Origin of the sequence: Youxingia wuxianensis (genome assembly GCF_014385085.1) — a bacterium.
GTDB lineage: Bacteria > Bacillota > Clostridia > Oscillospirales > Ruminococcaceae > Youxingia > Youxingia wuxianensis.
This window is the reverse complement of the sequence record NZ_JACRTD010000007.1, coordinates 46,804-72,919: the sequence shown is the minus strand read 5'-3', so window position 1 is coordinate 72,919 and position 26,116 is coordinate 46,804. Positions and strand designations below refer to the sequence as shown.

Annotated in this window: 38 protein-coding genes and 1 pseudogene; 2 read left to right on the top strand and 37 right to left on the bottom strand. The window is 49.3% G+C overall.

What is annotated here, in order from left to right; translation table 11 throughout:
• The first annotated feature begins 100 nt into the window (after positions 1 to 100).
• Complete coding sequence (asnA, locus tag H8705_RS10275; protein ID WP_262395689.1) at positions 101 to 1,114, top strand: aspartate--ammonia ligase; 1,014 nt, start codon at positions 101 to 103, stop codon at positions 1,112 to 1,114.
• Between the two features lie 41 nt (positions 1,115 to 1,155).
• The gene (locus H8705_RS10270; RefSeq protein WP_262395687.1) at positions 1,156 to 3,237 is read left to right on the top strand and encodes a glutamine synthetase III family protein; all 2,082 of its coding nucleotides are present in this window, start codon (positions 1,156 to 1,158) and stop codon (positions 3,235 to 3,237) included.
• A 132-nt stretch (positions 3,238 to 3,369) separates the two neighbouring features.
• On the opposite strand, the gene nrdG is transcribed toward H8705_RS10270, so the two are convergent.
• The 37 genes and pseudogenes from nrdG to proS form a co-directional block, all read right to left on the bottom strand.
• The gene (gene nrdG / locus H8705_RS10265; RefSeq protein ID WP_262395686.1) at positions 3,370 to 3,852 is read right to left on the bottom strand and encodes an anaerobic ribonucleoside-triphosphate reductase activating protein; all 483 of its coding nucleotides are present in this window, start codon (positions 3,850 to 3,852) and stop codon (positions 3,370 to 3,372) included.
• Positions 3,849 to 3,974 (bottom strand): annotated as a pseudogene (gene nrdD, locus H8705_RS10260) (anaerobic ribonucleoside-triphosphate reductase); the annotation flags it as partial. The gene nrdG and the pseudogene nrdD, both read right to left, overlap by 4 nt.
• A gap of 82 nt (positions 3,975 to 4,056) precedes the next feature.
• Positions 4,057 to 6,375, bottom strand: coding sequence for an anaerobic ribonucleoside triphosphate reductase (locus tag H8705_RS10255; protein WP_262395683.1), 2,319 nt, complete (start codon positions 6,373 to 6,375; stop codon positions 4,057 to 4,059).
• A 171-nt stretch (positions 6,376 to 6,546) separates the two neighbouring features.
• Entirely contained in the window at positions 6,547 to 8,196 is a 1,650-nt protein-coding gene (locus H8705_RS10250) for a peptide ABC transporter substrate-binding protein (protein WP_262395681.1), read from the bottom strand.
• A gap of 143 nt (positions 8,197 to 8,339) precedes the next feature.
• Complete coding sequence (rplQ, locus tag H8705_RS10245) at positions 8,340 to 8,681, bottom strand: 50S ribosomal protein L17 (protein WP_262395680.1); 342 nt, start codon at positions 8,679 to 8,681, stop codon at positions 8,340 to 8,342.
• Between the two features lie 117 nt (positions 8,682 to 8,798).
• Entirely contained in the window at positions 8,799 to 9,755 is a 957-nt protein-coding gene (locus H8705_RS10240) for a DNA-directed RNA polymerase subunit alpha (protein ID WP_262395679.1), read from the bottom strand.
• A gap of 128 nt (positions 9,756 to 9,883) precedes the next feature.
• Positions 9,884 to 10,510: a 30S ribosomal protein S4 gene (rpsD, locus tag H8705_RS10235; protein ID WP_262395678.1), complete on the bottom strand. Its 627-nt coding sequence runs from the start codon at positions 10,508 to 10,510 to the stop codon at positions 9,884 to 9,886.
• 24 nt (positions 10,511 to 10,534) lie between these two features.
• Entirely contained in the window at positions 10,535 to 10,933 is a 399-nt protein-coding gene (rpsK, locus tag H8705_RS10230) for a 30S ribosomal protein S11 (protein ID WP_262395677.1), read from the bottom strand.
• Between the two features lie 19 nt (positions 10,934 to 10,952).
• Entirely contained in the window at positions 10,953 to 11,321 is a 369-nt protein-coding gene (gene rpsM / locus H8705_RS10225) for a 30S ribosomal protein S13 (RefSeq protein ID WP_262395676.1), read from the bottom strand.
• Positions 11,322 to 11,354: 33 nt separating this feature from the next.
• Positions 11,355 to 11,468 carry a 50S ribosomal protein L36 gene (gene rpmJ / locus H8705_RS10220; RefSeq protein ID WP_024729495.1) on the bottom strand — a complete coding sequence of 38 codons (114 nt, stop codon included), beginning with the start codon at positions 11,466 to 11,468 and terminating at the stop codon, positions 11,355 to 11,357.
• A 32-nt stretch (positions 11,469 to 11,500) separates the two neighbouring features.
• Positions 11,501 to 11,719, bottom strand: coding sequence for a translation initiation factor IF-1 (gene infA, locus H8705_RS10215; protein WP_262395672.1), 219 nt, complete (start codon positions 11,717 to 11,719; stop codon positions 11,501 to 11,503).
• Positions 11,712 to 11,975: a KOW domain-containing RNA-binding protein gene (locus H8705_RS10210; RefSeq protein WP_262395670.1), complete on the bottom strand. Its 264-nt coding sequence runs from the start codon at positions 11,973 to 11,975 to the stop codon at positions 11,712 to 11,714. The genes infA and H8705_RS10210 overlap by 8 nt, the downstream gene beginning before the upstream one ends.
• Positions 11,976 to 11,991: 16 nt before the next feature.
• Positions 11,992 to 12,738 (bottom strand): type I methionyl aminopeptidase, encoded by a 747-nt coding sequence (map, locus tag H8705_RS10205; RefSeq protein ID WP_262395669.1) that lies wholly within the window; start codon positions 12,736 to 12,738, stop codon positions 11,992 to 11,994.
• Positions 12,739 to 12,742: 4 nt separating this feature from the next.
• Complete coding sequence (locus H8705_RS10200; protein ID WP_262395668.1) at positions 12,743 to 13,375, bottom strand: adenylate kinase; 633 nt, start codon at positions 13,373 to 13,375, stop codon at positions 12,743 to 12,745.
• Between the two features lie 14 nt (positions 13,376 to 13,389).
• Positions 13,390 to 14,685, bottom strand: coding sequence for a preprotein translocase subunit SecY (gene secY, locus H8705_RS10195; RefSeq protein ID WP_262395667.1), 1,296 nt, complete (start codon positions 14,683 to 14,685; stop codon positions 13,390 to 13,392).
• Between the two features lies 1 nt (position 14,686).
• Complete coding sequence (rplO, locus tag H8705_RS10190) at positions 14,687 to 15,127, bottom strand: 50S ribosomal protein L15 (protein ID WP_262395666.1); 441 nt, start codon at positions 15,125 to 15,127, stop codon at positions 14,687 to 14,689.
• Positions 15,128 to 15,147: 20 nt separating this feature from the next.
• Entirely contained in the window at positions 15,148 to 15,327 is a 180-nt protein-coding gene (rpmD, locus tag H8705_RS10185; protein WP_262395665.1) for a 50S ribosomal protein L30, read from the bottom strand.
• A 13-nt stretch (positions 15,328 to 15,340) separates the two neighbouring features.
• Positions 15,341 to 15,841, bottom strand: coding sequence for a 30S ribosomal protein S5 (rpsE, locus tag H8705_RS10180; protein ID WP_262395664.1), 501 nt, complete (start codon positions 15,839 to 15,841; stop codon positions 15,341 to 15,343).
• A 15-nt stretch (positions 15,842 to 15,856) separates the two neighbouring features.
• Positions 15,857 to 16,216, bottom strand: a complete 360-nt coding sequence (gene rplR, locus H8705_RS10175) for a 50S ribosomal protein L18 (protein ID WP_262395663.1) — start codon at positions 16,214 to 16,216, stop codon at positions 15,857 to 15,859.
• A gap of 18 nt (positions 16,217 to 16,234) precedes the next feature.
• Positions 16,235 to 16,780 carry a 50S ribosomal protein L6 gene (gene rplF, locus H8705_RS10170; protein WP_262395662.1) on the bottom strand — a complete coding sequence of 182 codons (546 nt, stop codon included), beginning with the start codon at positions 16,778 to 16,780 and terminating at the stop codon, positions 16,235 to 16,237.
• A 15-nt stretch (positions 16,781 to 16,795) separates the two neighbouring features.
• Positions 16,796 to 17,194 (bottom strand): 30S ribosomal protein S8, encoded by a 399-nt coding sequence (gene rpsH / locus H8705_RS10165; RefSeq protein WP_262395661.1) that lies wholly within the window; start codon positions 17,192 to 17,194, stop codon positions 16,796 to 16,798.
• 30 nt (positions 17,195 to 17,224) lie between these two features.
• The gene (locus H8705_RS10160) at positions 17,225 to 17,410 is read right to left on the bottom strand and encodes a type Z 30S ribosomal protein S14 (protein WP_262395660.1); all 186 of its coding nucleotides are present in this window, start codon (positions 17,408 to 17,410) and stop codon (positions 17,225 to 17,227) included.
• A 12-nt stretch (positions 17,411 to 17,422) separates the two neighbouring features.
• A complete protein-coding gene (rplE, locus tag H8705_RS10155) occupies positions 17,423 to 17,962 on the bottom strand; it encodes a 50S ribosomal protein L5 (RefSeq protein ID WP_262395659.1) in 540 nt (179 codons plus the stop codon).
• Between the two features lie 16 nt (positions 17,963 to 17,978).
• A complete protein-coding gene (rplX, locus tag H8705_RS10150) occupies positions 17,979 to 18,302 on the bottom strand; it encodes a 50S ribosomal protein L24 (protein ID WP_262395658.1) in 324 nt (107 codons plus the stop codon).
• A gap of 15 nt (positions 18,303 to 18,317) precedes the next feature.
• The gene (rplN, locus tag H8705_RS10145) at positions 18,318 to 18,686 is read right to left on the bottom strand and encodes a 50S ribosomal protein L14 (protein ID WP_262395657.1); all 369 of its coding nucleotides are present in this window, start codon (positions 18,684 to 18,686) and stop codon (positions 18,318 to 18,320) included.
• Between the two features lie 35 nt (positions 18,687 to 18,721).
• Positions 18,722 to 18,979 carry a 30S ribosomal protein S17 gene (gene rpsQ, locus H8705_RS10140; protein WP_262395656.1) on the bottom strand — a complete coding sequence of 86 codons (258 nt, stop codon included), beginning with the start codon at positions 18,977 to 18,979 and terminating at the stop codon, positions 18,722 to 18,724.
• 22 nt (positions 18,980 to 19,001) lie between these two features.
• Positions 19,002 to 19,202, bottom strand: a complete 201-nt coding sequence (rpmC, locus tag H8705_RS10135; RefSeq protein WP_262395655.1) for a 50S ribosomal protein L29 — start codon at positions 19,200 to 19,202, stop codon at positions 19,002 to 19,004.
• The gene (rplP, locus tag H8705_RS10130) at positions 19,202 to 19,633 is read right to left on the bottom strand and encodes a 50S ribosomal protein L16 (RefSeq protein ID WP_262395654.1); all 432 of its coding nucleotides are present in this window, start codon (positions 19,631 to 19,633) and stop codon (positions 19,202 to 19,204) included. The genes rpmC and rplP overlap by 1 nt, the downstream gene beginning before the upstream one ends.
• Positions 19,633 to 20,313, bottom strand: coding sequence for a 30S ribosomal protein S3 (rpsC, locus tag H8705_RS10125; protein ID WP_262395653.1), 681 nt, complete (start codon positions 20,311 to 20,313; stop codon positions 19,633 to 19,635). Before rpsC ends, rplP begins: the two co-directional genes overlap by 1 nt.
• Before the next feature lie 20 nt (positions 20,314 to 20,333).
• Complete coding sequence (gene rplV, locus H8705_RS10120) at positions 20,334 to 20,669, bottom strand: 50S ribosomal protein L22 (protein ID WP_262395652.1); 336 nt, start codon at positions 20,667 to 20,669, stop codon at positions 20,334 to 20,336.
• 27 nt (positions 20,670 to 20,696) lie between these two features.
• Entirely contained in the window at positions 20,697 to 20,969 is a 273-nt protein-coding gene (rpsS, locus tag H8705_RS10115; protein WP_262395650.1) for a 30S ribosomal protein S19, read from the bottom strand.
• A 27-nt stretch (positions 20,970 to 20,996) separates the two neighbouring features.
• Complete coding sequence (gene rplB / locus H8705_RS10110) at positions 20,997 to 21,827, bottom strand: 50S ribosomal protein L2 (RefSeq protein WP_262395649.1); 831 nt, start codon at positions 21,825 to 21,827, stop codon at positions 20,997 to 20,999.
• A 211-nt stretch (positions 21,828 to 22,038) separates the two neighbouring features.
• The gene (gene rplW, locus H8705_RS10105; protein ID WP_262395648.1) at positions 22,039 to 22,335 is read right to left on the bottom strand and encodes a 50S ribosomal protein L23; all 297 of its coding nucleotides are present in this window, start codon (positions 22,333 to 22,335) and stop codon (positions 22,039 to 22,041) included.
• Complete coding sequence (rplD, locus tag H8705_RS10100; RefSeq protein ID WP_262395647.1) at positions 22,335 to 22,958, bottom strand: 50S ribosomal protein L4; 624 nt, start codon at positions 22,956 to 22,958, stop codon at positions 22,335 to 22,337. Before rplD ends, rplW begins: the two co-directional genes overlap by 1 nt.
• A 17-nt stretch (positions 22,959 to 22,975) precedes the next feature.
• Positions 22,976 to 23,608 carry a 50S ribosomal protein L3 gene (rplC, locus tag H8705_RS10095; RefSeq protein ID WP_262395646.1) on the bottom strand — a complete coding sequence of 211 codons (633 nt, stop codon included), beginning with the start codon at positions 23,606 to 23,608 and terminating at the stop codon, positions 22,976 to 22,978.
• A gap of 91 nt (positions 23,609 to 23,699) precedes the next feature.
• The gene (gene rpsJ, locus H8705_RS10090; RefSeq protein ID WP_262395645.1) at positions 23,700 to 24,011 is read right to left on the bottom strand and encodes a 30S ribosomal protein S10; all 312 of its coding nucleotides are present in this window, start codon (positions 24,009 to 24,011) and stop codon (positions 23,700 to 23,702) included.
• Positions 24,012 to 24,514: 503 nt separating this feature from the next.
• Positions 24,515 to 25,951 (bottom strand): proline--tRNA ligase, encoded by a 1,437-nt coding sequence (gene proS / locus H8705_RS10085; RefSeq protein ID WP_262395644.1) that lies wholly within the window; start codon positions 25,949 to 25,951, stop codon positions 24,515 to 24,517.
• Positions 25,952 to 26,116 lie beyond the last annotated feature (165 nt).

Below are 26,116 nucleotides of genomic sequence, written 5' to 3'. Positions count from 1 at the left end.
AATAGTCAAGTAATGCAGATGGGCTTTTTATGCGCTTTTTTCTGCTTTGTTTTGTTCTTATTCCCTGCCGGCAACCGGCTTTTGAAAGGATTGTTTATTCATGTCTGTGGCTCAACTGCTCCTGCCGGAGCATTATTTCCCCAAATTGGATATTTTGGAAACAGAAGTTGCTATTAAACTGGCGAAGGATACCTTTGAACGGGAGCTTGCCAGCGCTTTAACTCTGACCCGCGTTTCCGCCCCCTTGTTTGTCCGTCCGGAAACCGGGCTTAATGACGATTTAAACGGGGTGGAGCGTCCGGTCCAGTTTGATATTATGGATATCGGCGCCCAGGTACAGATTGTTCATTCCCTGGCGAAATGGAAACGAATGGCTTTAAAGCGTTATGGCTTTCGTCCCCATACCGGCCTGTATACGGATATGAACGCCATCCGCCGGGATGAGGTGCTGGATAACCTGCATTCGGTGTATGTGGACCAGTGGGATTGGGAAAAGGTCATTACCTCTAAGGAACGCACGGTTCAGGTGCTCCAGGATACGGTGGTGTCTATTTGGGAAGTGCTTCGTAAAACCCAGGATATTTTAGCCCGACAGTTCCCCGCTTTGGAACGGTATCTGCCGGAAAAAATTTATTTTATTACCAGCCAGGAGCTGGAAGATATGTATCCGCAGCTCAGTCCAAAACAGCGGGAGGATGCTATCTCCAAAAAACATGGAGCGGTGTTTATCCGTCAAATCGGCGGAGCGCTGCGCAGCGGAAAGCCTCATGACGGACGCGCCCCGGACTACGATGACTGGAGTTTAAATGGCGATATCATTTTGTGGTATCCTATTTTGGAACGGGCGTTTGAGATTAGCTCTATGGGAATTCGTGTAGATTCCGCCGCTTTGGAAAAACAGCTGACCCTTGCTGGCTGCGAGCAGCGCAGACATCTTCCTTTCCATAAGATGCTTTTAAACGATGAGCTTCCCCTGACCATGGGCGGCGGTATCGGCCAGTCAAGAATTTGTATGGCTCTTTTGCAGAAGGCTCATATTGGCGAGGTCCAGGCGTCTGCCTGGCCGGAGGATATGATCGATCAATGTGAAGCAAGAGGAATCCATCTGTTATAATTATGTGGGTTTGTGTTTATCTAATACGTTAGGAGGCCGCTATGGATTTAACAAAATTATTTGGCTGCAAGGTGTTCGGTGATGAGGCTATGCGGGAAAACCTGTCCCGTGAAGTGTATGAAAGCCTAAAGCGTACCCAGGACACCGGACTTCCCCTGGAGGAAAATATTGCCGCTGCGGTCGCGGAGGGCATGAAAGATTGGGCCGTTTCCCACGGCGCTACTCATTATACCCACTGGTTCCAGCCGCTGACGAACATTACCGCCGGCAAACATGATTCTTTTATTGAACCTGCTGGCAACGGAAAAATTATTTTGGAATTTTCCCCAAAGGCCTTGATCAAGGGGGAGCCGGACGCTTCCTCCTTTCCTTCGGGCGGCCTTCGGGCTACCTTTGAAGCCCGGGGATATACCGCCTGGGACCCCACTTCTCCGGCCTTTGTAAGGGACGGTACCCTATATATCCCCACGGCGTTTTATTCGTATACAGGGGAAGCGCTGGATCAGAAAACTCCTCTTCTGCGTTCAATGGAGGCGTTAAACAAACAGTGCCTTCGCCTTTTACGGCTGCTGGGGAATACAAAAACCAACTATGTTACCCCCACTGTAGGCGCAGAACAGGAATATTTTTTGATCGACCGGGATGCTTATGAGCAGCGCCTGGATTTAAAAATCTGCGGACGCACTCTTTTGGGTTCCCGGCCTCCAAAGGGCCAGGAGCTGGATGATCATTACTGCGGACGCATCCGCCTGCGGGTGGCCGAGTACATGCGCGCTCTGGATGAAGAATTGTGGTCTCTTGGGGTGTCCAGTAAAACCAAACATAATGAAGTGGCTCCTGCCCAGCATGAATTGGCGCCGGTGTTTGATTCCGCCAATGTAGCCTGTGATCATAACCAGTTGACGATGGAAGTAATGCGGGTGGTGGCCAAACAACAGGGGCTGGCCTGCCTTTTACATGAAAAGCCGTTCGCTGGTATCAACGGAAGTGGTAAACATAATAACTATTCCCTTTGTACCGATGATGGTTTAAACCTGTTGGCCTCTTCCAAAGATCCAGAGGAAAATCTGCATTTTCTTTTAATGCTGGCCGCTTTTGTCAGCGCAGTTGATCAGTATGCCGATCTTTTGCGTGCTTCTGCCGCCAGCGCGGGCAACGACCACCGCCTTGGCGGATTTGAAGCCCCGCCGGCGATCATTTCTATCTTCCTGGGTGAAAATCTTACCCAGTCTCTGTGCGCCGCTGGAAATGGGGGCGGATGCGGCAAGGAAGAACATAAAATGCTGAAAACCGGCGTTTCTACCCTGCCGGATTTAGTCAAAGATGATTCCGACCGCAACAGGACCTCCCCCTTCGCCTTTACTGGTAATAAGTTTGAGTTTCGTATGCTGGGATCTTCTCAGTCGATTGCCTTTACCAATACTGTGCTCAACTGCGCGTTAGCGGACGTGTTTGAAGATTTTTGCAAGCGTTTGGAAAAGGCTGGGGATATCCGCCATGAAATCAGAGCGATTATCGCCGACGTGGTAAAAGAACATGGCCGTATTATTTTTAATGGCAACAATTATTCTCAGGCTTGGGTGGAGGAGGCTAAAAAACGCGGGCTTCCTATTTTAAACACCTCTCTGGATGCCTTTGAATGTCTGCTGGATCAAAAAAATATTGATTTGTTTTCCCGGCAGGGAGTATTCACCCCGGTGGAATGTTCCTCCCGCTATGAAATTTTGCTGGAAAACTATATCCATGTGGTTTCTATCGAGGCCGCTACTATGCTGGAAATGGTGCGCCGCCAGATTTATCCCGCTTTGGTTCGATATGCGGGGGAGGTAGCCCGGTCGGTCAATGAGATGAAAACCGCTGGGGTTTCCGCCTGGTCATCCACAAAACACCTTCATTCCCTAAACGACATTATCGACCAGATCGACAGTGAGATCGAAGGAGTGCGGGAAGCGTATGTTCGCAGCCATTCTATTGAGAATATCCGGGAGCACGCGCTGTATTTGCGGGATGTTTTGAAGGTGCGTATGGATAGCCTTCGCACGGCCTGCGACGCGGCTGAGACGATTACAGACGACCAATACTGGCCCATTCCCAGCTATACCGATATCCTGCTTCGGGTCTAATTTGTATTCCGCCAAGAGGCGCCAACCCCCTTGCAGATCTATACATACCGCCCGCGCTGACTCTCTAAGGGCGGACCGGATAAATATTTTCTCTCCCTTTTGGGAAAACACAAGAAAGAAGAGGAAGACCTTTTACAGGTCTTCCTCTTTTAAATTGATAATTCTTTGATTGGAACTGCCCCGGTACTGTAATGTCAGATCCCGTTTAGCTTCTACATACGGTCCGTCGATCAGAGTATCCGCCAGCCGCAGCAGCTGCAGAATGTCCGGGTCCTTTTTCCCCAGCTCTTTTAACTGTCCTAAAGTATAACCCGAATACACCACAATATTCTTTCCAAGCGCCTTCACTTTTTCCGCAAGCTGACACAGAGCCCCTGCCTGACAAAACGGCTCGCCTCCGGAAAATGTCACCCCTGAAAGAAGCGGATCCCCCTTGATCTGGTTTACAATCGCCTGTATATCCCCATCGTATCCTCCCTTAAAGTCATGGGTTTGAGGGTTATGGCAGCCGGGACAATGATGAGGGCAGCCCTGTACAAACACCACATACCGCATACCAGGGCCGTCCACAATCGATTCCGGAATTACTCCAGAAAGTCTCAAAGGGGCGCTCATATTTTAATTTCTTTGGAAACATTATGTTTTACACGTTCCCTTTCTTCCGCCCGTTTGGCGTCGTTAAAACGATCGAGCGTCCCCACCAGATAGCCGGTAATTCTGCGGATGCGCTCAAATTTCACACCTTCGCCTACCATACGATCGTTTTCCTGCACATGTACATTTTCCATGCCAAAGTCCTCCTCTATCTTTCAAAAATTTTTAGTCCACTGGATTAGCCGTCCGGCTGGCCTCTTCTTTCGCGTCGCCATAATAGCCGGTATTGCCGGCATGTTCATTCCAACAGCCCAATTCTCTCAACTTGGCCACGCTGACTCCTTCCCCTTCCCGGCGGCCGCATCTGGGACAAACCTCGTCGATAATGCCGGTGTAACCGCACACCGGATCCCGGTCCACTGGGTGGTTGATGGAACCATAGCCGATTCCACATTCCTTCATATAACGGACCACCTGCTCAAAGGCCTCCAGGTTTTTCAGCGGATCTCCGTCCAATTCGATATAGGTGATATGTCCGCCGTTGGTGAGGGCGTGATAAGGCGCTTCCAACCGAATTTTTTCGCTGGCCGAAATACTATAATATACCGGAATATGAAAGGAATTGGTATAAAAATCGTGATCAGTTACTCCCTCTATTTCCCCGTACAGCTTACGGTCCAGCCGCACGAAACGCCCGGATAAGCCTTCTGCCGGAGTAGCGATCAGGGAAAAGTTCATCCCTGTGGCTTTGGTGGCTTCGTCCATCCGTTTGCGCATATGTCCTACAATTTCCAGCCCTAGATTTTGCGCCTGCTGGGACTGTCCATGATGTGCGCCGATCAGCGCTTTTAAGGTTTCTGCCAAGCCAATAAAGCCCATTGTTAAGGTACCGTGTTTAAGCACTTCCCCTACTTCATCGTCCGGGCCCAGCTTATCGCTGTCCAGCCAAATTCCCTGTCCCATTAAGAACGGGTAGTTGCGCACTTTCTTTTTCGCCTGGATTTTATATCGTTCCATCAGCTGGTCAATTATCATATCAATCTTGCGGTCCAGCTCCTCGAAAAAGAAATCCACATCCCCTTTTGAACGGATCGCAATTCTGGGCAGATTGACCGAAGTAAAACTTAAATTTCCTCTGCCATTGACGATCTCCCTGGCTGGGTCATATACATTTCCGATAACGCGGGTACGGCAGCCCATATATGCGATTTCTGTCTCCGGGCGGCCGGGTTTGTAATACTGCAGGTTAAACGGAGCGTCCAAAAAAGAAAAGTTGGGGAACAGGCGTTTGGCCGATACCCGGCAGGCCAGTTTAAACAGATCATAGTTCGGATCACCGGGATTAAAATTAACCCCTTCTTTTACTTTAAAAATATGAATTGGGAAAATAGCGGTTTCCCCATTTCCAAGGCCGGCTTCTGTAGCAAGCATCACCTTTTCCATCACCATACGGCCTTCCGGAGAGGTATCCATTCCATAGTTGATGGAGCTGAAAGGAATCTGCGCCCCTGCGCGGGAATGCATGGTATTCAAATTATGTACAAATGCTTCCATCGCCTGATAGGTGGCCCGATCGGTTTCTTTATAGGCCTCTTTTAATGCAAATTTCTGAATTTTTTCGGCGGCTGCTTCCTCCACATAGGAACTGAGCAGTTCTTTTTCATAACTGCAATAATCGTTTTCATTGCTTAAAATCGGGGATACCTGATGTACCCTCTCGATGGTTTCACACAGTTCTTTTGCTACCTGGTCGGAATTATCCACATCGCCGAACAGCGCCAGAGCCTTGGCCACATTTTGAATATAGCGTTTGCGGTAGGTTTTTGCTACTCCCTTCGCCATCCCATAATCAAAGTTGGGAATACTCTGTCCTCCATGCTGGTCGTTTTGGTTGGATTGAACGGCGATACATGCCAAAGCAGCATAGCTCTGGATATCATTCGGCTCCCGCAAAAAGCCGTGGCCAGTACAAAATCCGCCGGTAAACAGCTTGTCCAGATCAATCTGGCAGCAGGTCGTGGTCAGGGTAAGGAAATCCAAGTCATGAATATGGATATCCCCCGCCAGATGGGCCTTCGAATGGGCTGGGTTGAGCACAAACATGTGATAAAACTGTTTGGCGCCTTCCGAGCCGTATTTAAGCATGGTCCCCATGGCAGTATCCCCGTCGATGTTGGCGTTTTCTCTCTTTACATCGTTTTCCAACGCGGGCTTATATGTCAAATCTTCATAAGTTTTCATCAGCCGGGTATTCATTTCCCGGACCTTTGTGCGCTCCGAGCGGTAAAGGATAAATTCCTTTGCCGTACGGGCATGGCCGTTTTCGATAAGCACATGCTCCACCGCATCCTGAATTTGTTCTACGCTTGGATTGGTAATTTTCAGGTCGTTTTCCAGGTAATCTACCACCTGCTGGGCCAGACTGCATGCCATATCATAGTCTTTTCCCCCCAATACCTGCGCCGCTTTAAAAATCGCCTGGGCAATCTTATCGATGTCAAACAGTACGCATCTTCCATCTCGTTTTACAATGGTGCTTATCATGGTGGACCCTCCATAACTCTCTCTTTAACTAAAAATTGCTGCAAATATTATTCTACTGGAAAATCAATGCGCTGTCAATGGCAAAACCACATTTTTTAGTATTTTTAATAATGTTGACCACAATATCTTGTATATTAATAAAAGCGGAAGGAGGAAACTCCTTCCGCTTTTTCAATCGGATTTTTTCGCATATTTAAAGTAAACTCCCGGGAGAAAGGGAGAAAATTCCACACCGGAAACCTGCGGCGCCATGGCGTAATAGGTAGTTTCAAAGAATAAGGGAATGGCCGCTCCATCCAATAATACCGCATCTTCCGCCTGCTTATATATCTCAAAGGCCGTCTGCCCATCGGAGGAGGCGGTTTTCTCCAGAAGCCGGTCAACTTCTTCGTTGGAATAACTAAACTGATTTAAGACAGACCCCGTTTTAAAATACGACAGTACGCTGCTGGGGGAGGCGTAAGAAGCGCTCAACGGAATAAGCGCCGCCTGAAACTCTCCCAGGGCCACCCGCTCCAGTACTTCTTCTCTGGGAAGTACGGTCAAGCCTGTGTACAAGGACAAATATCTCTGCCAATTTTGCTGTACAAATCCGGCCAAAAGAGGCAGATTGTTTTCATCGCATACCAAGAGATCATTGAACGGCAGCTGGGAAATTCCCAGATCCTCCATAGCGGATACCAAATACCGTTTGGCAATCTCCGGGGAGTAGATCACCGGGGAGATAAGCCCGGCATACTGCCGGTAATTTCCTCCCATAGCGCTGACCGCCGGCGGAACCAGCACCTGGGCAGTCATCATATTGCCCGGCACATACCCCGAAAATAAGCTCCGGTCCACCGAATAGGTGAGCGCCTTCCTCACTTCCTCATTGGCCAGGTATTCCATTTCCCCATTAAATACAATTACCCATACCGTATCGTCAAATGCGTCATAATCTCCGCCCTGGTCAGTAATTTGGGAAAGATTTTCATAATCAATTTTACTGGCGTCTACCTTTCCTTGTAAAAACCGGGTGGGGGTGTCCGCCCAGGCATCCCCCTCTTGGGCGCTGGATGAGGAGGATTTTGCACCTTCCCTGTTAATATAAAAATTTACGCCGCCGGCAATCACCGGGTCCTGGGACGAATAGTTTGTGTTTTGACGCAAGGTAATATAATCCGTTTCCCCCCAGCTTTTTATGTAAAAGGGCCCATTGAACAGCAGGCTTTTTAGGTCCATTCCATATCTCGCCTTGGTGGAAAGGAAAAACTCCTCATTGCAGGGCATAGCCGAGGTGGAAGCCAACAGTTCCGGCAGCAGCCGGTTGGGGGTATCTAGTTGGATTTGCAGCGTATAATCCTCCGGTGCGCTTACCCCCAAAGCAGTAGCCTTCAGCGCCCCGGAAAGGACCGCAGAAGCGTTTTTTATACAAAGGAAGTCACTGGCATAAGGACTGCTGGCAGTAGCGTCAAACAGCCTGCGAATAGCGAATACAAAGTCATGGGCAGTCACCGGAGTATCTTCTTCCCACACCCCTTTGATCTTGGACCATTTCGCATCCTCCCGCAGATAAAAAGTATAGGTCAGTCCATCGGGCGACGTCTCATAGCTTTTTGCCAGGCAGGGAACGACCTCCCCGGAAGGAAGCTGACGGAACAGCCCTTCAAAGGTGTTGGAAATAATCATCCGTGCGGTGGCGTCTACAGCAAACTGGGGGTCCAGATTGCTTACCCCCGCAGGGATGTCATATCGTATGATCTGCCCGCTTCCGTCCCCGGAACCGCAGGCAGAAAGCAGCAGTATTAATGCCAACAGGATGGCCAGCGTTTTTTTCATCATCTCATCCTTTGCCTTTTCTCTGTTAGCAGTTTATCAGAAATACCCTCGTCTTTCAACACTGCAAATGTTAACTTTTCTTTCCGTACAAAAACCCCGCATCCCAGACAGGATGCGGGGTTTACTGCAATGATTATATCGAGCAATTACACAAGCTCAATGATAGCCATCTCCGCAGCGTCGCCGCGACGAGGTCCGATTTTAATGATGCGAGTATATCCGCCGTTGGTTTCTTTGTACTTCGGGCCGATTTCATCGATCAATTTCTTCGCAACGTCTTCTTTCGTAATGAAAGAATAAATCTGACGCTTGGAGTGGAGGTCAGCATTTTTAGCCGTAGTAATCATCTTCTCGGCCATTGCCCTAACCTCTTTCGCTCTGGTCACAGTGGTTTCAATTTTGCCGTTCTCCAGCAAAAAGGTTACCATCGCTCTGAGCATTGCCATTCTATGGCTTGTTGTCCTGCCGAGTTTTCTGGTGCCTGGCATCGAAATTCACTCCTTACCTTAGCTTTTTAGGTAGTTGCTATAGCCAACCTATAGCACACGTTTCACCTTCCCATTTGCAGGGGAAGCCGTGGCAGACACTGTTTCGTCTGCACCCAATTATTCTTCGTCCTTAGAAAGGTCAAATCCCAGTGATTGTAACTTCCAGATAACCTCTTCCAACGATTTTTTCCCCAGATTACGCACTTTCATCATCTCATCCGGGGATTTGTTGATCAAGTCGTTTACTGTATTGACGCCGGCCCTCTTCAGACAGTTAAATGCACGAACAGATAAGTCAAGCTCTTCAATGGTCATCTCAAGGAGTTTATCTTTTCCTGTGTCCTCTTTCTTGTCCATGATTTCAGTGGCACTCACTTCGTCGGATAAATCCACAAAGTGATTGAGTTGTCTATTGAGGATCTTGGCCGCCAGACTAACCGCCTCTTTCGCGGAGATGGTCCCGTCTGTCCAGACTTCAATCGTGAGTTTATCATAGTCGGTTATCTGCTCTACACGGGTGTTTTCCACAAAGTAGTTTACCTTGAGAACCGGGGTGTAGATACTGTCCACCGCAATGGTGCCCACAGGCGCTTTCTCAAGCTCGCTGTGTTTGTTGCGCTCTGCGGAAACATAGCCCTGGCCTTTTTTCAGGGTAATCTCCATGGAGAGTTTCGCGCCCGTATCCAAGGTAGCAATATGCATGCTTGGATCCAGGATTTCTACCTCGGAATCACATTCAATGCTTCCCGCGGTAACTTCACATTCGCCCTGAGCATCGATTCTCACTGTCTTAGGTTCATCACAATACAGTTTCGCTGTAAGACCTTTGATGTTGAGGATGATTTCAGTTACATCTTCTTTAACGCCCGGGATTGTCGAGAATTCGTGTTGAACGCCGTCAATCTTCACAGAGATGACCGCAACACCAGGAAGAGAGGATAAAAGCACGCGTCTTAGGCTGTTTCCCAAGGTTGTACCAAACCCTCTGTCCAGCGGTTCCGCTACAAATTTTCCGTAACTTCCGTCGGATTTGAGCTCGACCGTTTCTATCTTGGGCTCTATGATTTTAACCATAATGGACCCTCCTTCACTGACAGGCAAACGCCTGTCCTATCATTCTCGTTTCCCTGTAGATCCGCCATACCGGCAATCCTACCTGCCGGCACAGCCATAATGCCAAAGTACATAATGCAGCAGCGGCATTATTTGCTGTACAACTCGACGATGAGATGTTCTTCCACGTCAAGATCGATATCTTCACGGTTGGGAAGTTCAATTACCCGTCCAGTCATATTAGTTTTGTCGCAGTCCAGCCATTTGGCAACCGGACGAGCAGAAAATGCTTCTACTACGCCTTTGAACTTATCGCTGCTCTTGCTGCCCGCGGCAACTGCAACCACATCCCCTGGTTTAAGCAGAATAGACGGAATATTTGCCTTTTTGCCATTGAGAGTAAAGTGGTTATGCCGTACCAGCTGTCTGGCCTCTTTTCTGGAAGAAGCGAAGCCCAGTCTGTAAACAACGTTATCAAGACGGCTTTCCAAAATCCGAAGCAGGTTTTCACCAGTCATACCAGATTTGCGTTCCGCCATATCGAAGTATTTTTCGAACTGGCTCTCCAGTACGCCATAGTAACGTCTGGCCTGCTGTTTGGCTCTGAGCTGGATACCATATTCAGATACCTTTTTGCGAGCTTTTCCGTGCTGTCCGGGAGCAGAAGCTCTGCGGCTTACAGCACATTTGTCGGTGTAGCATCTTTCGCCCTTGAGGAACAGTTTTTTATTCTCTCTGCGGCAAAGTCTGCATACAGCACCGGTATATCTTGCCATTTCTTGCACCTCCTAATGTGAATATTATACACGCCTTCTCTTAGGCGGGCGGCAGCCATTGTGCGGGATAGGAGTAACATCTTTAATCATGCTTACTTCCAGTCCTGCTGCCTGCAGTGCACGGATAGCAGCCTCACGTCCGGAACCCGGACCTTTAACATAAACCTCTACCATTTTCAGGCCATGCTCCATCGCAGCTTTCGCAGCGGTTTCTGCAGCGGTCTGTGCGGCAAACGGAGTGCTCTTTCTGGAACCTCTGAAGCCTAACCCGCCGGCAGACGCCCAAGAAAGAGCGTTACCCTGGGTATCGGTAATGGTAACAATGGTGTTGTTAAAGGTAGATTGGATATGTGCGGCGCCACGCTCGATATTCTTGCGTTCACGACGCCTACGAGTGGCCTTTTTTGTAGTAGCTTTCGCCATCGTGTATATCCCTCCCTAATTACTTCTTCTTATTCGCAATGGTTTTCTTTGGTCCTTTTCTTGTGCGCGCGTTGGTTTTTGTGCGCTGTCCACGTACAGGCAGACCTTTTCTATGACGCACGCCCCGGTAACAACCGATCTCAACCATACGTTTGATGTTCAGCGCTACTTCTCTGCGAAGATCGCCTTCCACATGGATGTTATGATCGATATATTCACGCAGTTTGGATACGTCGTCCTCGGTTAAATCCCGGACGCGGATGTCTGGGTTTACGCCGGTGGCTTCGAGGATCTGATGTGCCGTCGTGCGGCCTATACCATAAATATAGGTCAGTCCAATCTCGACCCGCTTTTCTCTCGGCAGGTCAACGCCAGCTATACGAGCCATACTTCTGTTGCACCTCCATTACTTGGTTTGCACTTAGCCCTGACGCTGTTTGTGCTTTGGGTTTGAGCATATCACCATAATGCGGCCCTTGCGCTTGATGATCTTACACTTCTCGCAAATGGGCTTAACGGAAGGTCTTACTTTCATCTGAAACTACCTCCTTAAAATCCCTTATCGGTTTACTTGGAACGCCAGGTAATGCGTCCCTTGGTCAGGTCGTACGGAGACATCTCCAATGTGACCTTATCTCCCGGCAGAATGCGGATAAAATTCATCCGCAGCTTGCCTGATATATGAGCTAAAAGCCTGTGTCCATTGGGCAGCTCAACTAAAAATTGAGCATTGGGCAAACTTTCTACTACGGTGCCTTCAATTTCAATTACATCTTCTTTAGACAAGCTGATTACCTCCCTCGTTTACGTTTAAGGGGGACAACGCCCTTCTTAAACCTTTATCTGTTGTAATAACATTTAAATCCAGCTGCATGTTGGTTTTCCGTACATGTTTTACGTTTTTCTTTTTGGGTTTTTCCAGTTTCCTTCGCTTGCCGTCGGCAAGCAAAACAAATCCGTTTTCTATCCCGCATACTACGTAAAACCCATCTGCGTCGCGTCCGGCGGTCGCTTTCACCACACACCCTATCCCAATCGGCAAGGCTTCTGGCACCTCCTTACGGCAAGGTAAGAATTACCGGGCCAGTCTCGGTAATTGCGATAGTGTGTTCAAAGTGAGCGGACAGCCCGCGATCGGCGGTAACCACCGTCCATCCGTCGTCCAGCACCTTGATCGCCGGCGATTTTTCATTGATCATCGGCTCGATTGCGATTACCATGCCGGGCATCAGCCTTGGTCCATGACCGGCACGTCCGTAGTTTGGAACTTCCGGGGCTTCATGGAGATCTTTTCCTACCCCGTGGCCCACAAACTCTCTGACCACGCCATAGCCCAAAGGCTCTACCAACGACTGCACCGCGTGACCGATATCACCGATACGCGCGCCCGCCTGTGCGGCGGCAATACCCGCCCGCAGGCTTTTTTCGGTTGCTTCCATCAAGGCTTTGGCGTTTTCGTCGGCATTTCCCGCCGCGAAAGTCGCGGCGCTGTCTCCGTGGTAACCGTCAAAAAACGCTCCCACATCGATGCTTACGATATCGCCTTCCTCAATTTTACGCTTGCCAGGAATGCCGTGGATTACCTGGTCGTTGACTGAAATACACGCGCTTCCCGGAAAACCATCATACCCTAAAAACGAGGGTTTGGCGCCCTTTGAAACAATAAACTCTTTGATAATGCGGTCAATCTCTCCCGTGGTTGCCCCCGGGACAACCGCCTTACCCCCCACCTGTAGTGCTTGTGCTGTTATTTGACCTGCCCGCCGCAGGGCGGAAAGCTCTTTTGATGTTTTAAGCACAATCATACAATTACGCCTCCAGAGCAGCGAGAACTAATTTGGTGGTTTCCTCAATTCTCTCCTGGCCCTGCACAATTACTAATTTGCCAGTTTTGGCATAGTAATCCTTCAGCGGCTCTGTCTGCTCATGATATACTTTTAGACGTCCTTTGACCGTGTCCGGCTGGTCATCTTTACGGATCACCAGTCTGCCGCCGCATTTGTCGCATACGCCTTCGGTTTTCGCAGGCTTATGCTCCGTATGATAGCTGGCGCCGCACGCTTCGCATACACGTCTTCCGGTTAACCGTCCTTCGATCGCCTCGTCGGCAACCTCCAGATCGATTACCTTATCGATCATCACTCCCATATCATCCAGCGCCTGCGCCTGAGGAACTGTACGGGGAAATCCATCCAGGATAAACCCGTTTTTACAGTCGTCTTTGGCAAGACGCTCTTTGATAATTCCAATCACCACATCATCCGGAACAAGTTTCCCCTCATCCATATAGGATTTGGCCCGAACACCCATTTCAGTGCCGTTTTTTAAAGCTTCACGGATGATATTGCCCGTGCTGATTGTTGGGATGTTCAAATGCCCGCAGATAATCTCTGCCTGTGTCCCTTTTCCGGCGCCTGGAGCGCCGAGGAGTATCAGTTTCATAAACTTTACCTCTCTTACTCTAAGAAGCCTTTGTAGTGGCGCATCATCATCTGGGATTCCAGCTGCCGGAAGGTGTCAAGCGCCACGCCGACAACGATGATAATAGAAGTACCGCCAAGGGCGATGTTCATCTTAGTAATAGCGCCTACGCCAATAGGCAGAACCGCTACCAGCGCTAAGAAAATACCGCCTAACAGGGTAATCTTGGAAATAATTCTTGAAATAAAATCAGAAGTTGGTCTGCCCGGACGAATCCCCGGGATCGTACCGCTGTTGTTGCGCAGATTGTTCGCCATTTCAATGGGATTATACTGAATAGCCACATAGAAATAGTTAAACGCCAGGATCAGTATAAAGTATAAAATAGCGTACAAAGGACGGTTGTAATCAAATGCGCCTAAAATCTTGCCCAGCGTACCTGTTGCCTGAGGATCCACAAACGCTTTGATGGTACCCGGAATGGCAAGCAGGGAGCTCGCAAAGATAATCGGCAGCACGCCGGACATGTTTACCTTAATGGGAATAAAGGTAGACTGGCCGCCATACATTTTGCGTCCAACCACTTTCTTAGCGTACTGTACCGGAATACGGCGTTCCGCGTTGGTCATGATGATGATCACCACAATCAAAGCGACAAACAGTACAACTACCAGCGGAACTGTAAAGTAGTAAAGAGTTTCCCCTGCGTTAGCAAGCTGGATATAAGTCCACAGCTTGCGGATAGCAGCGGGGCCTCTGGATACGATACCTGCAAACAGGATCATGGAAATACCGTTGCCAATGCCCTTTTCGTCAATGCGCTCGCCCAAATATACAATGAGCATGGCGCCTGCCGTAAAGGTCAAAACAATGATAAATGCAGCGAATACGCCTTCCCAGCCGCTGGTATAAGAAACCGCATGCTGGTTTTTGAGCATGGTGTAATAGGCAAACGCCTGAACCAACGCCAGACCTACCGTAGTATAACGGGTGATCTTGTTGATTTTCTTTCTTCCTTCCTCGCCCTCTTTTGCCAACCTTTCCAACGCCGGGATCGCAACTGTCAGCAGCTGGATCACAATGGAGGAAGTGATGTATGGGGTGATCGAAAGGGCAAATACGGTCGCTTGGGAGAAGGAACCGCCGGAGAGGATATCCAAATATCCCAGCAGGTTTCCTCCCTGGGAGATCAGACCCTGCAGAACGGTGGTATCAAGAAACGGTACCGGAACCGCCGCGCCAAGTCTGAACAGCACCAGGATCATCAGCGTATACAGAAGTTTCTTTCTGATATCCGCAATATGCCATGCGTTCTTTAACGTTGCAAACATCCTATTTCACCTCAGCCTTTCCGCCTGCTTTCTCGATTTTCTCTTTGGCAGACGCTGAAAAAGCTGCTACGTTTACTGTAAGTTTCTTTGTAATTTCACCTCTGCCGAGAACCTTCACGCCATCGAGAGTCTTTTTAAGCAGTCCCGCGTCAACAATGGCCTGGGCGTCTACTACCGCGCCATCCTCAAATTTTTCCAGATCGGAAACGTTGATTGTAGCATATTTGGTAGCGAAGATATTTACAAATCCTCTTTTCGGCAAACGTCTCTGAAGGGGCATCTGGCCGCCTTCAAATCCCGGTCTTACGCCGCCGCCGGAACGGGCTTTCTGGCCCTTGTGTCCCTTGCCGGCGGTTTTGCCGTTGCCGGAACCCGCGCCTCTTCCCTTGCGATATACGTCCTTGGTAGAGCCGGGTGCTGGAGAAAGTTCATGCAATTTCATCTTACCTGCACCTCCTTGCTTTATGCATCAGTAACCTCAATGAGGTGGGAAATCTTTGCGATTTTGCCTTTGGTGGCGTCATTGTCGGGCTGGATAACCTCAGAACCCACTTTGCGCAGGCCCAGAGAATAAACAGTGGCAATCTGGTCATCTTTTCTTCCGACAAGGCTCTTTACGAGTTTAATCTTAAGCTGTGCCATGTTCGCCATCTCCTTATCCTAAAATATCCGTTACAGATTTCCCGCGAACCGCGGCAACCTGCTCTACATCCCGCAGGGAAGCCAAGCCGTTGATGGTTGCGCTTACTACGTTACATGGATTGTTCGAGCGCAGAGATTTTGTTCGGATATCTCTGATGCCTGCAACTTCCAATACCGCACGCACCGGGCCGCCCGCGATAACGCCGGTACCCTGAGGAGCCGGTTTCATCAGAACTCTGCCCGCGCCGTAAACGCCGATAACTTCATGGGGAATCGTAGTTCCCTTCAGGGAAATTTTCTTTAAGTTTTTCTTTGCGTCCTCAATACCTTTGCGGATTGCGTCGGGTACCTCGGAGGCTTTGCCCAGGCCGTAGCCAACAGTTCCGTTACCGTCGCCTACAACAACCAGAGCAGCGAACTTGAAAATACGTCCGCCTTTAACCGTTTTGGAAACACGGTTAATTGCTACTACTCTCTCTTTCAGATCGAGCGTCGATGCATCTATAAGAGCCAAAAGTATCCCTCCTTTTTAGAATTTGAGGCCGCCTTCACGAGCCGCTTCTGCCAATTCTTTTACACGGCCGTGATAAATATATCCGCCGCGGTCAAACACAACCGCCTGGATTCCTTTGTCGGCAGCTTTCTTTGCAAGCGCTGCGCCGACTTTTTTTGCTGCTTCCTTGTTACCGCCAAAACCTTCGATTTCTTTGTCCATTGAAGATGCCGCACACAGTGTAACACCATTGACATCGTCAATAATCTGGGCGTAAATGTGTTTAGCGGAGCGGAAAACATTAAGACGAGGGCACTCAGGGGTGCCGCTGATCTTCGCTCTGACTCTTACATGCCGTTTCAGACGGTTTGCATTTCTGTCAGGCCTAGTTACCATGTCAATTCACTCCTTCGTTTACTTCTTGCCCTTACCTGCCTTACCTTCCTTGCGGATGATAACTTCGTCGATATACTTAATACCCTTGCCTTTGTAAGGTTCCGGCGGACGTTTTTCGCGGACTTCCGCCGCAAACTGACCAACCTTCTGCTTATCAGGGCCATGGATAATAATCTTATTCGGGGCAGGTACGTCAATTGTGATGTCGTCGGTATCGCTCATGAACACCTGATGGGAATATCCCAAGTTCATAACCAGCTGTTTGCCCTGCTTGGCCGCACGGTAACCGACGCCGTTAATTTCAAGCTCTTTCTTAAACTCCTCGGTCACACCGTGAACCATGTTTGCAAGCAAGGTTCTGGTAAGTCCATGGAGACTTTTGTGAAGCTTTTCGTCGCTGGGTCTTGTAACAGTAAGTTCATTATTTTCCAACGCGATGCTCATCAAAGGATGAAAGGTTCTGCTAAGGGTCCCTTTTGGTCCTTTTACAGTCACGGTGCTGCCGTCGATTTTTACATCAACGCCGGCCGGGACAGCGATGGGCTTTCTTCCAATTCTACTCATCTACTGTGCACCCCCTTACCAAATAAACGCAAGGACTTCGCCGCCAACGTTGGCAGCTCTCGCGGCCTTGTCGGTCATAACGCCCTTATTGGTGGAAAGGATGGCAGTGCCAAGACCTTTCATTACCCTGGGCATATCCTCGCAGCTTGTGTAGATACGCAGGCCCGGTTTGGACACTCTGCGCAGACCCTGGATAACGGGGGTCTTGCCGGGGCCGTATTTCAGGGTTACTCGAATAACTCCCTGTTTGTCGTCTTCAACTATTTGAAAACTTTTAACATATCCTTCGTCCAACAAAATCTGAGCGATCGCTTTCTTCATGTTGGAAGCAGGAATATCAACAGTATCATGTTTTGCGTCGTTCGCATTTCTGATACGTGTCAGCATGTCAGCGATGGTATCGGTGATATGCATGCCGTCAACCTCCTTTTGCTCAGCTTTGTTTTACCAGCTTGCTTTCCTTACGCCGGGGATCTGACCTTTATATGCCAGTTCTCTGAAACAGATTCGGCATATACCGAATTTGCGAAGGTAAGCATGTGGTCTGCCGCAGATTTTGCATCTTGTGTACGCTCTTGTAGAGTACTTCGGAGTGCGCTGCTGCTTTACTTTCATTGATGTTTTCGCCACAATATCTCCTCCTTACTTCGCAAATGGAGCACCCATTAAGCTTAAAAGCTCACGGGACTCTTCATCGGTTTTCGCTGTGGTTACAAAGCATATATCCATGCCTCTGACCTTGTCAATTTTATCATATTCGATCTCAGGGAAAATCAGCTGCTCTTTGAGTCCCATGTTGTAGTTTCCTCTGCCGTCAAACCCATTGGGGTTGATGCCTCTGAAGTCTCTTACACGCGGGAGAGCAACGTTAAACAGTCTGTCCACAAACTCGTACATCCGGTCGCCCCGCAGGGTAACCTTAGCGCCGATGTTCATGCCTTCACGCAGCTTGAAGTTAGCAACGGACTTTTTCGCTTTGCAGACAACCGGTCTTTGTCCAGTGATTTTGGACAAATCAGAGACAATGGCGTCAATGATCTTCGGATTGTCACGAGCTTCGCCGCAGCCAACGTTGATAACAACTTTATCAAGCTTGGGGATCTGCATGACACTTTTGTAGCCAAACTTAGTCATAAGCGCAGGGGCGATTTCTCCCTGGTACCGCTCTTTCATTCTTGCCATGTTTTCTCCTCCTTACTTAAAAAGTTTCACCGCAGCCAGCGTTTTTACAAACACGCTCTTTCGAGCCGTCGTTTAAGAATTTATGCGCAGGTCTTGTGGGTTTGCCGCATTTTGGGCAAACGGCCATCACTTTGCAGGCATACATGGCGCCTTCTACCTTTACAATACCGCCAACATCGCCCATTTTACGGGGTTTGACGTGTTTAGTAACCATGTTGATGCCTTCTACGATAACCTTTTGCTCTTTGGGGCTCACCTCAAGAACCTTGCCCTTTTTGCCCTTGTCCTTGCCGGACAGAACGATTACTGTATCGCCCTTTTTAATGTGAAGCTTATTCACTTTCGAGCACCTCCATTACAGCACCTCAGGAGCGAGGCTTAATATCTTGAGGTACTCCTTTTCACGGAGTTCCCTCGCCACTGGGCCAAAAATACGTGTGCCCCTTGGGTTTTTGTCTTCTTTTATGATAACCGCTGCGTTCTCGTCAAAACGGATATAGGTACCGTCATCGCGGCGAACCCCTTTTGCGGAACGAACGATCACTGCTTTTACAACGTCGCCTTTTTTTACCTGACTGCCAGGCGCCGCTTTTTTAACGGAAGCTACTACCACATCGCCGATATTGGCGTATCTTCTGCGGGAGCCACCCAACACTCTGATGCACATCAGTTCTTTTGCGCCGGTGTTGTCAGCTACTTTCAGACGGGTTTGCATCTGTATCACAGAGCGTTCCTCCTTTCGGCCTTACTAACCTTAAATTATTTCGCTTTGGAAATGATATTGACCACTCTCCACCGTTTGTCTTTGGACAACGGACGGGTCTCCATAATTTCCACCTTGTCGCCAATGCCGCATTCGTTCTTCTCATCGTGGGCTTTGAACTTCGAGGTGCGCTTAATGATTTTTTTGTAAAGGGGGTGTTTTACGTTATCCTGAATAGCTACCACAACGGTTTTATCCATCTTGTCGCTGACAACCATTCCGACACGGGTTTTTCTGAGATTTCTTTCGCTCATTTACCTTTGTCCTCCCTTCCGCTTACTGCACGTTCTTCAGTTCGTTTTCCCGGATGATGGTTTTAACGCGGGCGATGTCTTTTTTCACCACATTAAGTCTCATCGGGTTATCGAGCTGATTGATGGCGTGCTGGAAACGAAGGTTGAAAAGCTCGGCTTTGAGGTCAGACAGTTTCTGATCCAGTTCCGCTGGAGACAATTCTCTAATCTCGTTTGCCTTCATTACTCTTCACTCCCCTTTTCCTCAGTTTCTTTGCTGACAAATTTACATTTGATCGGCAGTTTGTGCATCGCAAGACGCATCGCTTCTCTGGCCAGATCTTCGGTTACGCCGCCGATTTCAAACATAACTCTGCCGGGTTTTACAACAGCTACCCAGTATTCCGGGCTGCCTTTACCGGAACCCATTCGGGTTTCAGCAGGTTTTTGGGTAATCGGTTTGTCAGGGAAGATTTTGATCCATACCTGACCACCACGTTTGATATAACGGGTCATCGCAATACGGGCGGCCTCAATCTGATTGGAGGTAATCCAAGCCGGCTCCAGGGCCTGCAGGCCGTAATCGCCGTAGGTTACCTTGTTTCCTCTGGTGGCTTTGCCCTTCATGCGTCCTCTGTGTACTCTGCGGTACTTTACTCTTTTAGGCAGAAGCATTATTTATTGCCTCCTTCCCTCTGGGGTTTTCTTTCCCCAAGTACTTCTCCGGCATAGATCCACACTTTTACGCCGATCTTGCCGTAAGTGGTGTCAGCCTCCGCAAAGCCGTAATCAATGTCGGCCCGGATGGTCTGCAGGGGGATTGTGCCTTCGTGATAATGCTCGCTTCTGGCGATTTCCGCGCCGCCCAACCGTCCGGCAACCATTACTTTAATGCCCTTGGCGCCAAATTTCATAGCGCGGCCAATGGCCTGTTTCATAGCGCGGCGGAAAGATACACGGTTCACCAGCTGAGCGGCGATGCTCTCCGCTACCAGCTGAGCGTTTTTATCGGGCTGTTTTACCTCGACAACATTGATGAACACGTTGACTTTGTTGTCCTTGCCCTTATTGATCATATCATCGCACTGTTTGCGGATTTTTTCGATTTCTGCTCCGCCTTTGCCGATTACAATACCGGGGCGGGCGCAGTGGATGTGGATTCGAACTTTGGTCGCGTCCCTTTCAATTTCAATCTTGGGAACGCCCGCGTCGAACAAGGTTTTCTTTAAGAACTTGCGCAGCTTATAATCCTCGACAAGGATATCGCCGAAAGCTTTGTCCTTAGCAAACCAGCGGGAATCCCAATCCTTGATTACACCGACACGGAGCCCGTGCGGATTCACTTTTTGGCCCATAGTTTACCTCCTCTTTCAGCTTATTCCTTTTCCTTAACGGTAATGAACACATGAGAAGTTCTCTTCATAATTCTGAAGGCTCTGCCCTGCGCTCTCGGTCTGATACGTTTCATCGTCGGACCAGGGGTTGCGTAACATTCCGAAACATAGAGATTGTTTTTATCCATGTTAAAGTTGTTCTCCGCGTTTGCCATCGCCGACTTGAGCAGTTTTTCCAGCGGCTCGCAAGCGGCCTTTGGAGTGTGCTTTAAAATTGCCATAGCCTCATTCGCAGGCTTATTTCTGATAAGATCAAGCACGATCTGCACTTTGCGCGGCGAGATCCGAGCGTGTCTTAATGAAGCTTTTGCTTCCATGGTGATTTCCTCCTTTCGGCCACCTTATTAGGATTTTTTCGCACCGGCGTGACCACGGTAGGTTCTGGTGGGAGCGAACTCGCCCAGTTTATGTCCTACCATATCTTCCGTCACATATACCGGCACATGTTTGCGGCCGTCATGTACCGCAAATGTGTGTCCAACAAAATCCGGGAATATTGTAGACGCGCGGCTCCAGGTCTTTAATACGACCTTTTTGTCGCCGCTTTCATTCATCTGCTGAACCCTTTTAAGCAGCGCGGACTGCACGTAAGGTCCTTTTTTTACGCTTCTACCCATAATTCAGTTGCCTCCTTTCAGCCCGCCTTATTTCGCGTTGCGACGCTTGACAATGAACTTGTCGGAGCGGTGATGTTTCTCACGAGTCTTATAGCCCAGGGCCGGTTTGCCCCAAGGAGTAACAGGACCCGGACGTCCGATCGGGGATTTGCCCTCACCACCACCATGGGGGTGATCGCAGGGGTTCATTACCGAACCGCGGACGGTTGGACGCCAGCCCATATGACGGCGGCGGCCTGCCTTGCCAAGGGAGATGTTTTCATTATCAATGTTGCCTACCTGACCGATAGTGGCCATGCAGTTGGCAGGGATGTTTCTCAATTCGCCGGAAGGAAGTCTTACCAGCGCATAGGCGCCTTCTTTTGCCATCAACTGAGCCTGGATACCAGCGGAACGCGCCAGCTGCGCGCCTTTGCCCGGATAAAGCTCAATGTTGTGAATAAAGGTACCTACCGGGATGTTGGCCATCGGAAGGGCGTTGCCCGGTTTGATGTCCGCGCTGGGTCCGGTGGTTACGGTGTCGCCCACCTTCAGCCCGTTGGGGGCGATGATGTAGCGTTTTTCGCCGTCCTCATACTGAACCAAAGCAATGTGCGCGGTACGGTTAGGGTCGTATTCCAGGGTGAGCACATTGGCGGTGCCAATCTTGTCTCTCTTAAAATCAATTACCCGGTATTTTCTACGGTTGCCGCCTCCCCGGTGGCGAACCGTAATTCTGCCTGTATTATTGCGTCCGGAAGTTTTCTTCATAGGTTCCAGAAGACTTTTCTCCGGCGCAACCTTCGACAAGCCGCTGTAGTCGATAGAGGTCATCTCACGACGGGACGGGGTTGTCGGTTTATAGGTCTTAATCGCCATTTCGGTTTCACTCTCCTCATAATGTGTTATCGGGGCTATACGCGCTTTCTTTCCCTTTGGACGATGTAAAAAAACCAAAGGGCCGTTTGTTTGGGCGGCTTTGCCGCGAAAGCGGGCGTATAAACGCCGTTTAAGCAAAAATTTTTGCCCTGCCGCTTCCCCAGCGGCATAAAAACGGAATTATGAGCACCCCATAGGCTGGCTTTACGCCTTACATCATAGAATCGAAGAACTCGATTGTTTTAGAGTCTTCGGTCAAGGTAACAATCGCTTTTTTATAGGACGGTGTGTATCCGCCGTGCATTCCCATTCTTTTATATCTGCCGCGGCAGTTCATGGTGTTTACTTTCGCTACCTTGGTGCCGGGGAACAGCTGTTCCACCGCTTTGCCAATCTCCAGCTTGTTGGCAGTTTTTGCCACCTTAAAGGTGTACTTTTTCATCTGAACTGCGGCCATGCTGGCTTCGGTGATCACCGGGCGAAGGATAATATCTTGTGGTGCCTTCATTATGCGTACACCTCCTCGAGTTTGGCTACGGCATCTTTGGCTACGATAAATTTATCGCAGTTTACGATGTCGTATACGTTGATCGTATTCACGAGAGCAGTTTTTACTCCCGGAATGTTCGCGGCGCTTTTAATGAGCATCGGATTTTTTTCCGGCATAAGGATCAGCGCTTTTTTGTCTGCGCCCAGCGCGGAAAGCATATTCACGATGGTCTTGGTCTTATAAGCGTCTACGGAAATGTTGTCCACAACAATCAGATTGCCCCCGGCAACTTTATCGGAGAACACCGATTTGATCGCCAGACGTTTTACCTTCTTGTTGAGAGAATAGCTGTAATCTCTTGGCTTGGGACCCAGAGCGATTCCGCCGTGTCTCCACTGAGGAGCGCGGATAGAACCTTGTCTTGCGTGTCCGGTGCCTTTTTGTCTCCAGGGTTTTCTTCCGCCGCCGGAAACTTCCGTACGGGTTTTGGTGGATTGGGTTCCCTGGCGCTGGTTGGCAAGATAGTTCACAACAACTGCATGTACTACCGCTGGGTTGGGTTCAATACCGAAAACGGAATCGGAAAGTTCCATCTCCGAAACGACTTTGCCCGCCATATCATAGACATTAACCTTTGGCATTGTATATCCTCCTTCCCTTACGCCTTAACGCTATCGGTGATAAATACCACGCCGCCTTTAGGGCCGGGTATCGCACCTTTAATAGCGATCAGATTATTCTCAGCGTCAATTTTAACCACTTCCAGGTTCTGAACGGTTACATTTTCCACGCCCATATGGCCAGGAAGTCCTTTGCCCTTCATTACTCTGGACGGGTCGGACCCAGGGCCGTTGGAGCCTGCATGTCTGGATACAGGGCCGGTACCATGGGTTTCTTTCAGCCGCGCAAAGCCATGACGTTTTACTACGCCTGCATAGCCTTTTCCCTTGGAAACGCCGGCAACATCAACAGCGTCGCCTGCCTGGAACGCGTCGGCCTTGATGATATCGCCTACATTCAGGGCGGAACAATCATCCAGTCTAAATTCTTTTAAGGTTCTCTTGTTGGCAACGTCAGCCTTCGCAAAATGGCCTTTGAGGGGTTTGTTGACAGCCTTGTCCGAGATGTCGCCGAAACCGATCTGCACAGCTTCATAGCCGTCGTTTTCGATTGTCTTCTTCTGAACGACAACACAAGGGCCCGCCTCAACGACTGTTACGGGGATCACTTTGCCGTTTGGGTCAAAAAGCTGGGTCATCCCAATCTTTTTGCCTACGATGCATTTTTGCATACTTTTTTACCTCCTTAGGTTATTGGTTGGCTTTTGGCCAACATGACCTGACGGCTATAAATATTTAGCCGCCGGGGTTCCTGCTGTAAAATTAGAGCTTAATTTCGATCTCTACGCCGGCAGGAAGTTCCAATCCTGTAAGAGCTTCTACCGTTTTGTTAGAAGGACGCAGGATATCGATGAGTCTCTTATGAGTTCTCATCTCGAACTGCTCACGGCTGTCCTTATACTTATGAACAGCGCGCAAGATGGTTACGATTTCCTTCTCTGTAGGAAGGGGGATCGGACCGGAAACACGGGCGCCAGTGCGCTTTGCGGTTTCTACGATCTTTTCCGCGGACGCATCCACCAGCTGGTGATCGTAACTTTTGAGCCTAATACGAATTTTTTCTTTGACTGCCACTTGAACATCGCCTCCTTAAATTTTCATGAGACGCTTTACCTACTGATTTCCTGCACACCCTTCCGGGTGTTTCGCAGTTGAGCATACAAAAAATCCGGTAAACTTTTTTAAGTTTAGCCGGACTTCATACCGCCCAGACGCACAACGCGCCCGATACCACACGCCAAAGGCGCAGGTCTTGTTGTCAGTATTAAAGTCGCCCGGTTTAAAATCGGACATACTCGGCGGAAATTCCCCGTCTTAAAAGACGGCCACCTCCCGCTTCATCGCATATCTTGTGCAGTCACGCTTGATTATAATACCATACTCATCGGCAGATTGCAAGTATTTTTTTTATAAATTTCGTGGATTTTTACAAAATTCAGTTTTCCCAAAATCCCTTCCATTATTCCCCAAATCCTTGCTCCTTTTTCCTACCATATATAGCGGCGGCCGCCATAAAATATACTATATATAATAGAGCAGCCCAGGCGAAAATTTTTCCGCCCGGGCTTCGCTGTTTTTTAATACGCTTTTCCCCAAATAATGCTCTTGCTGGCGGGCTTGCCGCAGCAGACGCAGGTATCCCCAAGATGCTCCTGCTCCATGGGCATACACCGGGAGGAAAGCCCCAGTTCTTCTTTCATGCGCAATTCACATTCCAGATCCCCGCACCACATGGATTTAATAAACCCATTGTTGTTTTCGGCAATCTTTTTGGCCTCTTCCATATTTTTGGCGGTCCAGGTACGGTTTTCCCTGTTTTTCAGCGCCTTCTCATACAGACCGTCGTGAACCGCTTTGAGAAGTTCAGGCACCTTCGTTTCCAATTCATCCAGCTTAACCACAATTTTTTCCCGGTTATCCCGGCGCACCAGCACACACTGGCCCGCTTCCATGTCCCGGGGACCGATCTCCAGGCGCAGGGGTACGCCTTTCATCTCATATTCGGCAAACTTCCAGCCGGCGGAATTGTCGCTGTCATCCATCTTCGCCCGGCAGAAGGTTTTAAGCTGTTTTGTAATCTCCCCGGCCTTTTCCAGCACCCCTTCTTTGTGCTGGGCTATGGGCACCACGATGACCTGGATGGGGGCAATGGCCGGAGGCAGCACCAAACCGTTGTCGTCGCCGTGGGTCATGATGATCGCGCCGATCAGACGGGTAGACGTTCCCCAGGAGGTCTGATGGGGATACTGGGGTTTATTGTCCCGTCCCTGGAAGGTGATATCAAACGCCTTGGAAAATCCGTCTCCAAAATAGTGGGAGGTTCCCGACTGAAGCGCTTTGCCGTCGTGCATCATCGCCTCGATGGTGTAGGTGGCCTGAGCGCCGGCAAACTGTTCTTTTTTGGTTTTTTGTCCTTTGACCACTGGGATTGCCAGCGTTTGCTCGCAGAACTGGGCGTAAACATTCAGCATCCGCTCGGTTTCATCGATAGCTTCCTGGGCGGTTTCATGCATGGTATGCCCTTCCTGCCATAAAAATTCACAGGTGCGCAGGAAAGGGCGGGTGGTTTTTTCCCACCGGACCACTGAACACCATTGATTATAGAGTTTTGGCAGATCCCGGTAGGAGTTGATCACATGAGCGTAATGCTCGCAGAAAAGAGTTTCCGAGGTGGGGCGCACACACATGCGCTCTGTGAGCTTTTCCTCCCCCCCATGGGTGACCCAGGCCACTTCCGGCGCAAATCCTTCCACGTGATCTTTTTCCTTCTGAAGAAGGCTTTCAGGGATAAACATGGGCATATATACATTTTCATGGCCGGTGTCTTTAAACATCCCATCCATAATATGCTGAATATTTTCCCAGATGGCGTAGCCATAGGGACGGATGACCATGCAGCCTCGTACAGAAGAGTAGTCGGCCAGGTCGGCTTTTTTCACGATGTCGGTGTACCATTTTGCGAAATCCTCGTCCATGGAGGTAATCGCTTCCACCATTTTTTTCTGATCTGCCATTTTGTGTTTGCTCCTTTTAAGCCAAATTAGAGTTCTATCTGCTATCATAGCGAATTTTCCAGCAAATTGCAAGGGAAAAGACAAAGTTCCTCCCTGGGATAGGGTGTGTTTTCTTTCTCTCTCTTCAAAAATCTATGAACCTCGCCGCTTAAAATTCGGCCGGGT

Excerpts from the sequence above, each read along its gene's own strand:
- asnA (WP_262395689.1), top strand. The coding sequence starts at position 101 with ATGTCTGTGGCTCAACTGCTCCTGCCGGAGCATTATTTCCCCAAATTG.
- H8705_RS10270 (WP_262395687.1), top strand. The coding sequence starts at position 1,156 with ATGGATTTAACAAAATTATTTGGCTGCAAGGTGTTCGGTGATGAGGCT.
- nrdG (WP_262395686.1), bottom strand. The coding sequence starts at position 3,852 with ATGAGCGCCCCTTTGAGACTTTCTGGAGTAATTCCGGAATCGATTGTG.
- H8705_RS10255 (WP_262395683.1), bottom strand. The coding sequence starts at position 6,375 with ATGATAAGCACCATTGTAAAACGAGATGGAAGATGCGTACTGTTTGAC.
- H8705_RS10250 (WP_262395681.1), bottom strand. The coding sequence starts at position 8,196 with ATGATGAAAAAAACGCTGGCCATCCTGTTGGCATTAATACTGCTGCTT.
- rplQ (WP_262395680.1), bottom strand. The coding sequence starts at position 8,681 with ATGCCAGGCACCAGAAAACTCGGCAGGACAACAAGCCATAGAATGGCA.
- H8705_RS10240 (WP_262395679.1), bottom strand. The coding sequence starts at position 9,755 with ATGGTTAAAATCATAGAGCCCAAGATAGAAACGGTCGAGCTCAAATCC.
- rpsD (WP_262395678.1), bottom strand. The coding sequence starts at position 10,510 with ATGGCAAGATATACCGGTGCTGTATGCAGACTTTGCCGCAGAGAGAAT.
- rpsK (WP_262395677.1), bottom strand. The coding sequence starts at position 10,933 with ATGGCGAAAGCTACTACAAAAAAGGCCACTCGTAGGCGTCGTGAACGC.
- rpsM (WP_262395676.1), bottom strand. The coding sequence starts at position 11,321 with ATGGCTCGTATAGCTGGCGTTGACCTGCCGAGAGAAAAGCGGGTCGAG.
- rpmJ (WP_024729495.1), bottom strand. The coding sequence starts at position 11,468 with ATGAAAGTAAGACCTTCCGTTAAGCCCATTTGCGAGAAGTGTAAGATC.
- map (WP_262395669.1), bottom strand. The coding sequence starts at position 12,738 with ATGATTGTGCTTAAAACATCAAAAGAGCTTTCCGCCCTGCGGCGGGCA.
- H8705_RS10200 (WP_262395668.1), bottom strand. The coding sequence starts at position 13,375 with ATGAAACTGATACTCCTCGGCGCTCCAGGCGCCGGAAAAGGGACACAG.
- secY (WP_262395667.1), bottom strand. The coding sequence starts at position 14,685 with ATGTTTGCAACGTTAAAGAACGCATGGCATATTGCGGATATCAGAAAG.
- rplO (WP_262395666.1), bottom strand. The coding sequence starts at position 15,127 with ATGAAATTGCATGAACTTTCTCCAGCACCCGGCTCTACCAAGGACGTA.
- rpmD (WP_262395665.1), bottom strand. The coding sequence starts at position 15,327 with ATGGCACAGCTTAAGATTAAACTCGTAAAGAGCCTTGTCGGAAGAAAA.
- rplR (WP_262395663.1), bottom strand. The coding sequence starts at position 16,216 with ATGGTAACTAGGCCTGACAGAAATGCAAACCGTCTGAAACGGCATGTA.
- rplF (WP_262395662.1), bottom strand. The coding sequence starts at position 16,780 with ATGAGTAGAATTGGAAGAAAGCCCATCGCTGTCCCGGCCGGCGTTGAT.
- rpsH (WP_262395661.1), bottom strand. The coding sequence starts at position 17,194 with ATGCATATCACCGATACCATCGCTGACATGCTGACACGTATCAGAAAT.
- rplE (WP_262395659.1), bottom strand. The coding sequence starts at position 17,962 with ATGGCAAGAATGAAAGAGCGGTACCAGGGAGAAATCGCCCCTGCGCTT.
- rpsQ (WP_262395656.1), bottom strand. The coding sequence starts at position 18,979 with ATGAGCGAAAGAAATCTCAGAAAAACCCGTGTCGGAATGGTTGTCAGC.
- rpmC (WP_262395655.1), bottom strand. The coding sequence starts at position 19,202 with ATGAAGGCAAACGAGATTAGAGAATTGTCTCCAGCGGAACTGGATCAG.
- rplP (WP_262395654.1), bottom strand. The coding sequence starts at position 19,633 with ATGCTTCTGCCTAAAAGAGTAAAGTACCGCAGAGTACACAGAGGACGC.
- rpsC (WP_262395653.1), bottom strand. The coding sequence starts at position 20,313 with ATGGGCCAAAAAGTGAATCCGCACGGGCTCCGTGTCGGTGTAATCAAG.
- rplV (WP_262395652.1), bottom strand. The coding sequence starts at position 20,669 with ATGGAAGCAAAAGCTTCATTAAGACACGCTCGGATCTCGCCGCGCAAA.
- rpsS (WP_262395650.1), bottom strand. The coding sequence starts at position 20,969 with ATGGGTAGAAGCGTAAAAAAAGGACCTTACGTGCAGTCCGCGCTGCTT.
- rplB (WP_262395649.1), bottom strand. The coding sequence starts at position 21,827 with ATGGCGATTAAGACCTATAAACCGACAACCCCGTCCCGTCGTGAGATG.
- rplW (WP_262395648.1), bottom strand. The coding sequence starts at position 22,335 with ATGAAGGCACCACAAGATATTATCCTTCGCCCGGTGATCACCGAAGCC.
- rplD (WP_262395647.1), bottom strand. The coding sequence starts at position 22,958 with ATGCCAAAGGTTAATGTCTATGATATGGCGGGCAAAGTCGTTTCGGAG.
- rplC (WP_262395646.1), bottom strand. The coding sequence starts at position 23,608 with ATGCAAAAATGCATCGTAGGCAAAAAGATTGGGATGACCCAGCTTTTT.
- proS (WP_262395644.1), bottom strand. The coding sequence starts at position 25,951 with ATGGCAGATCAGAAAAAAATGGTGGAAGCGATTACCTCCATGGACGAG.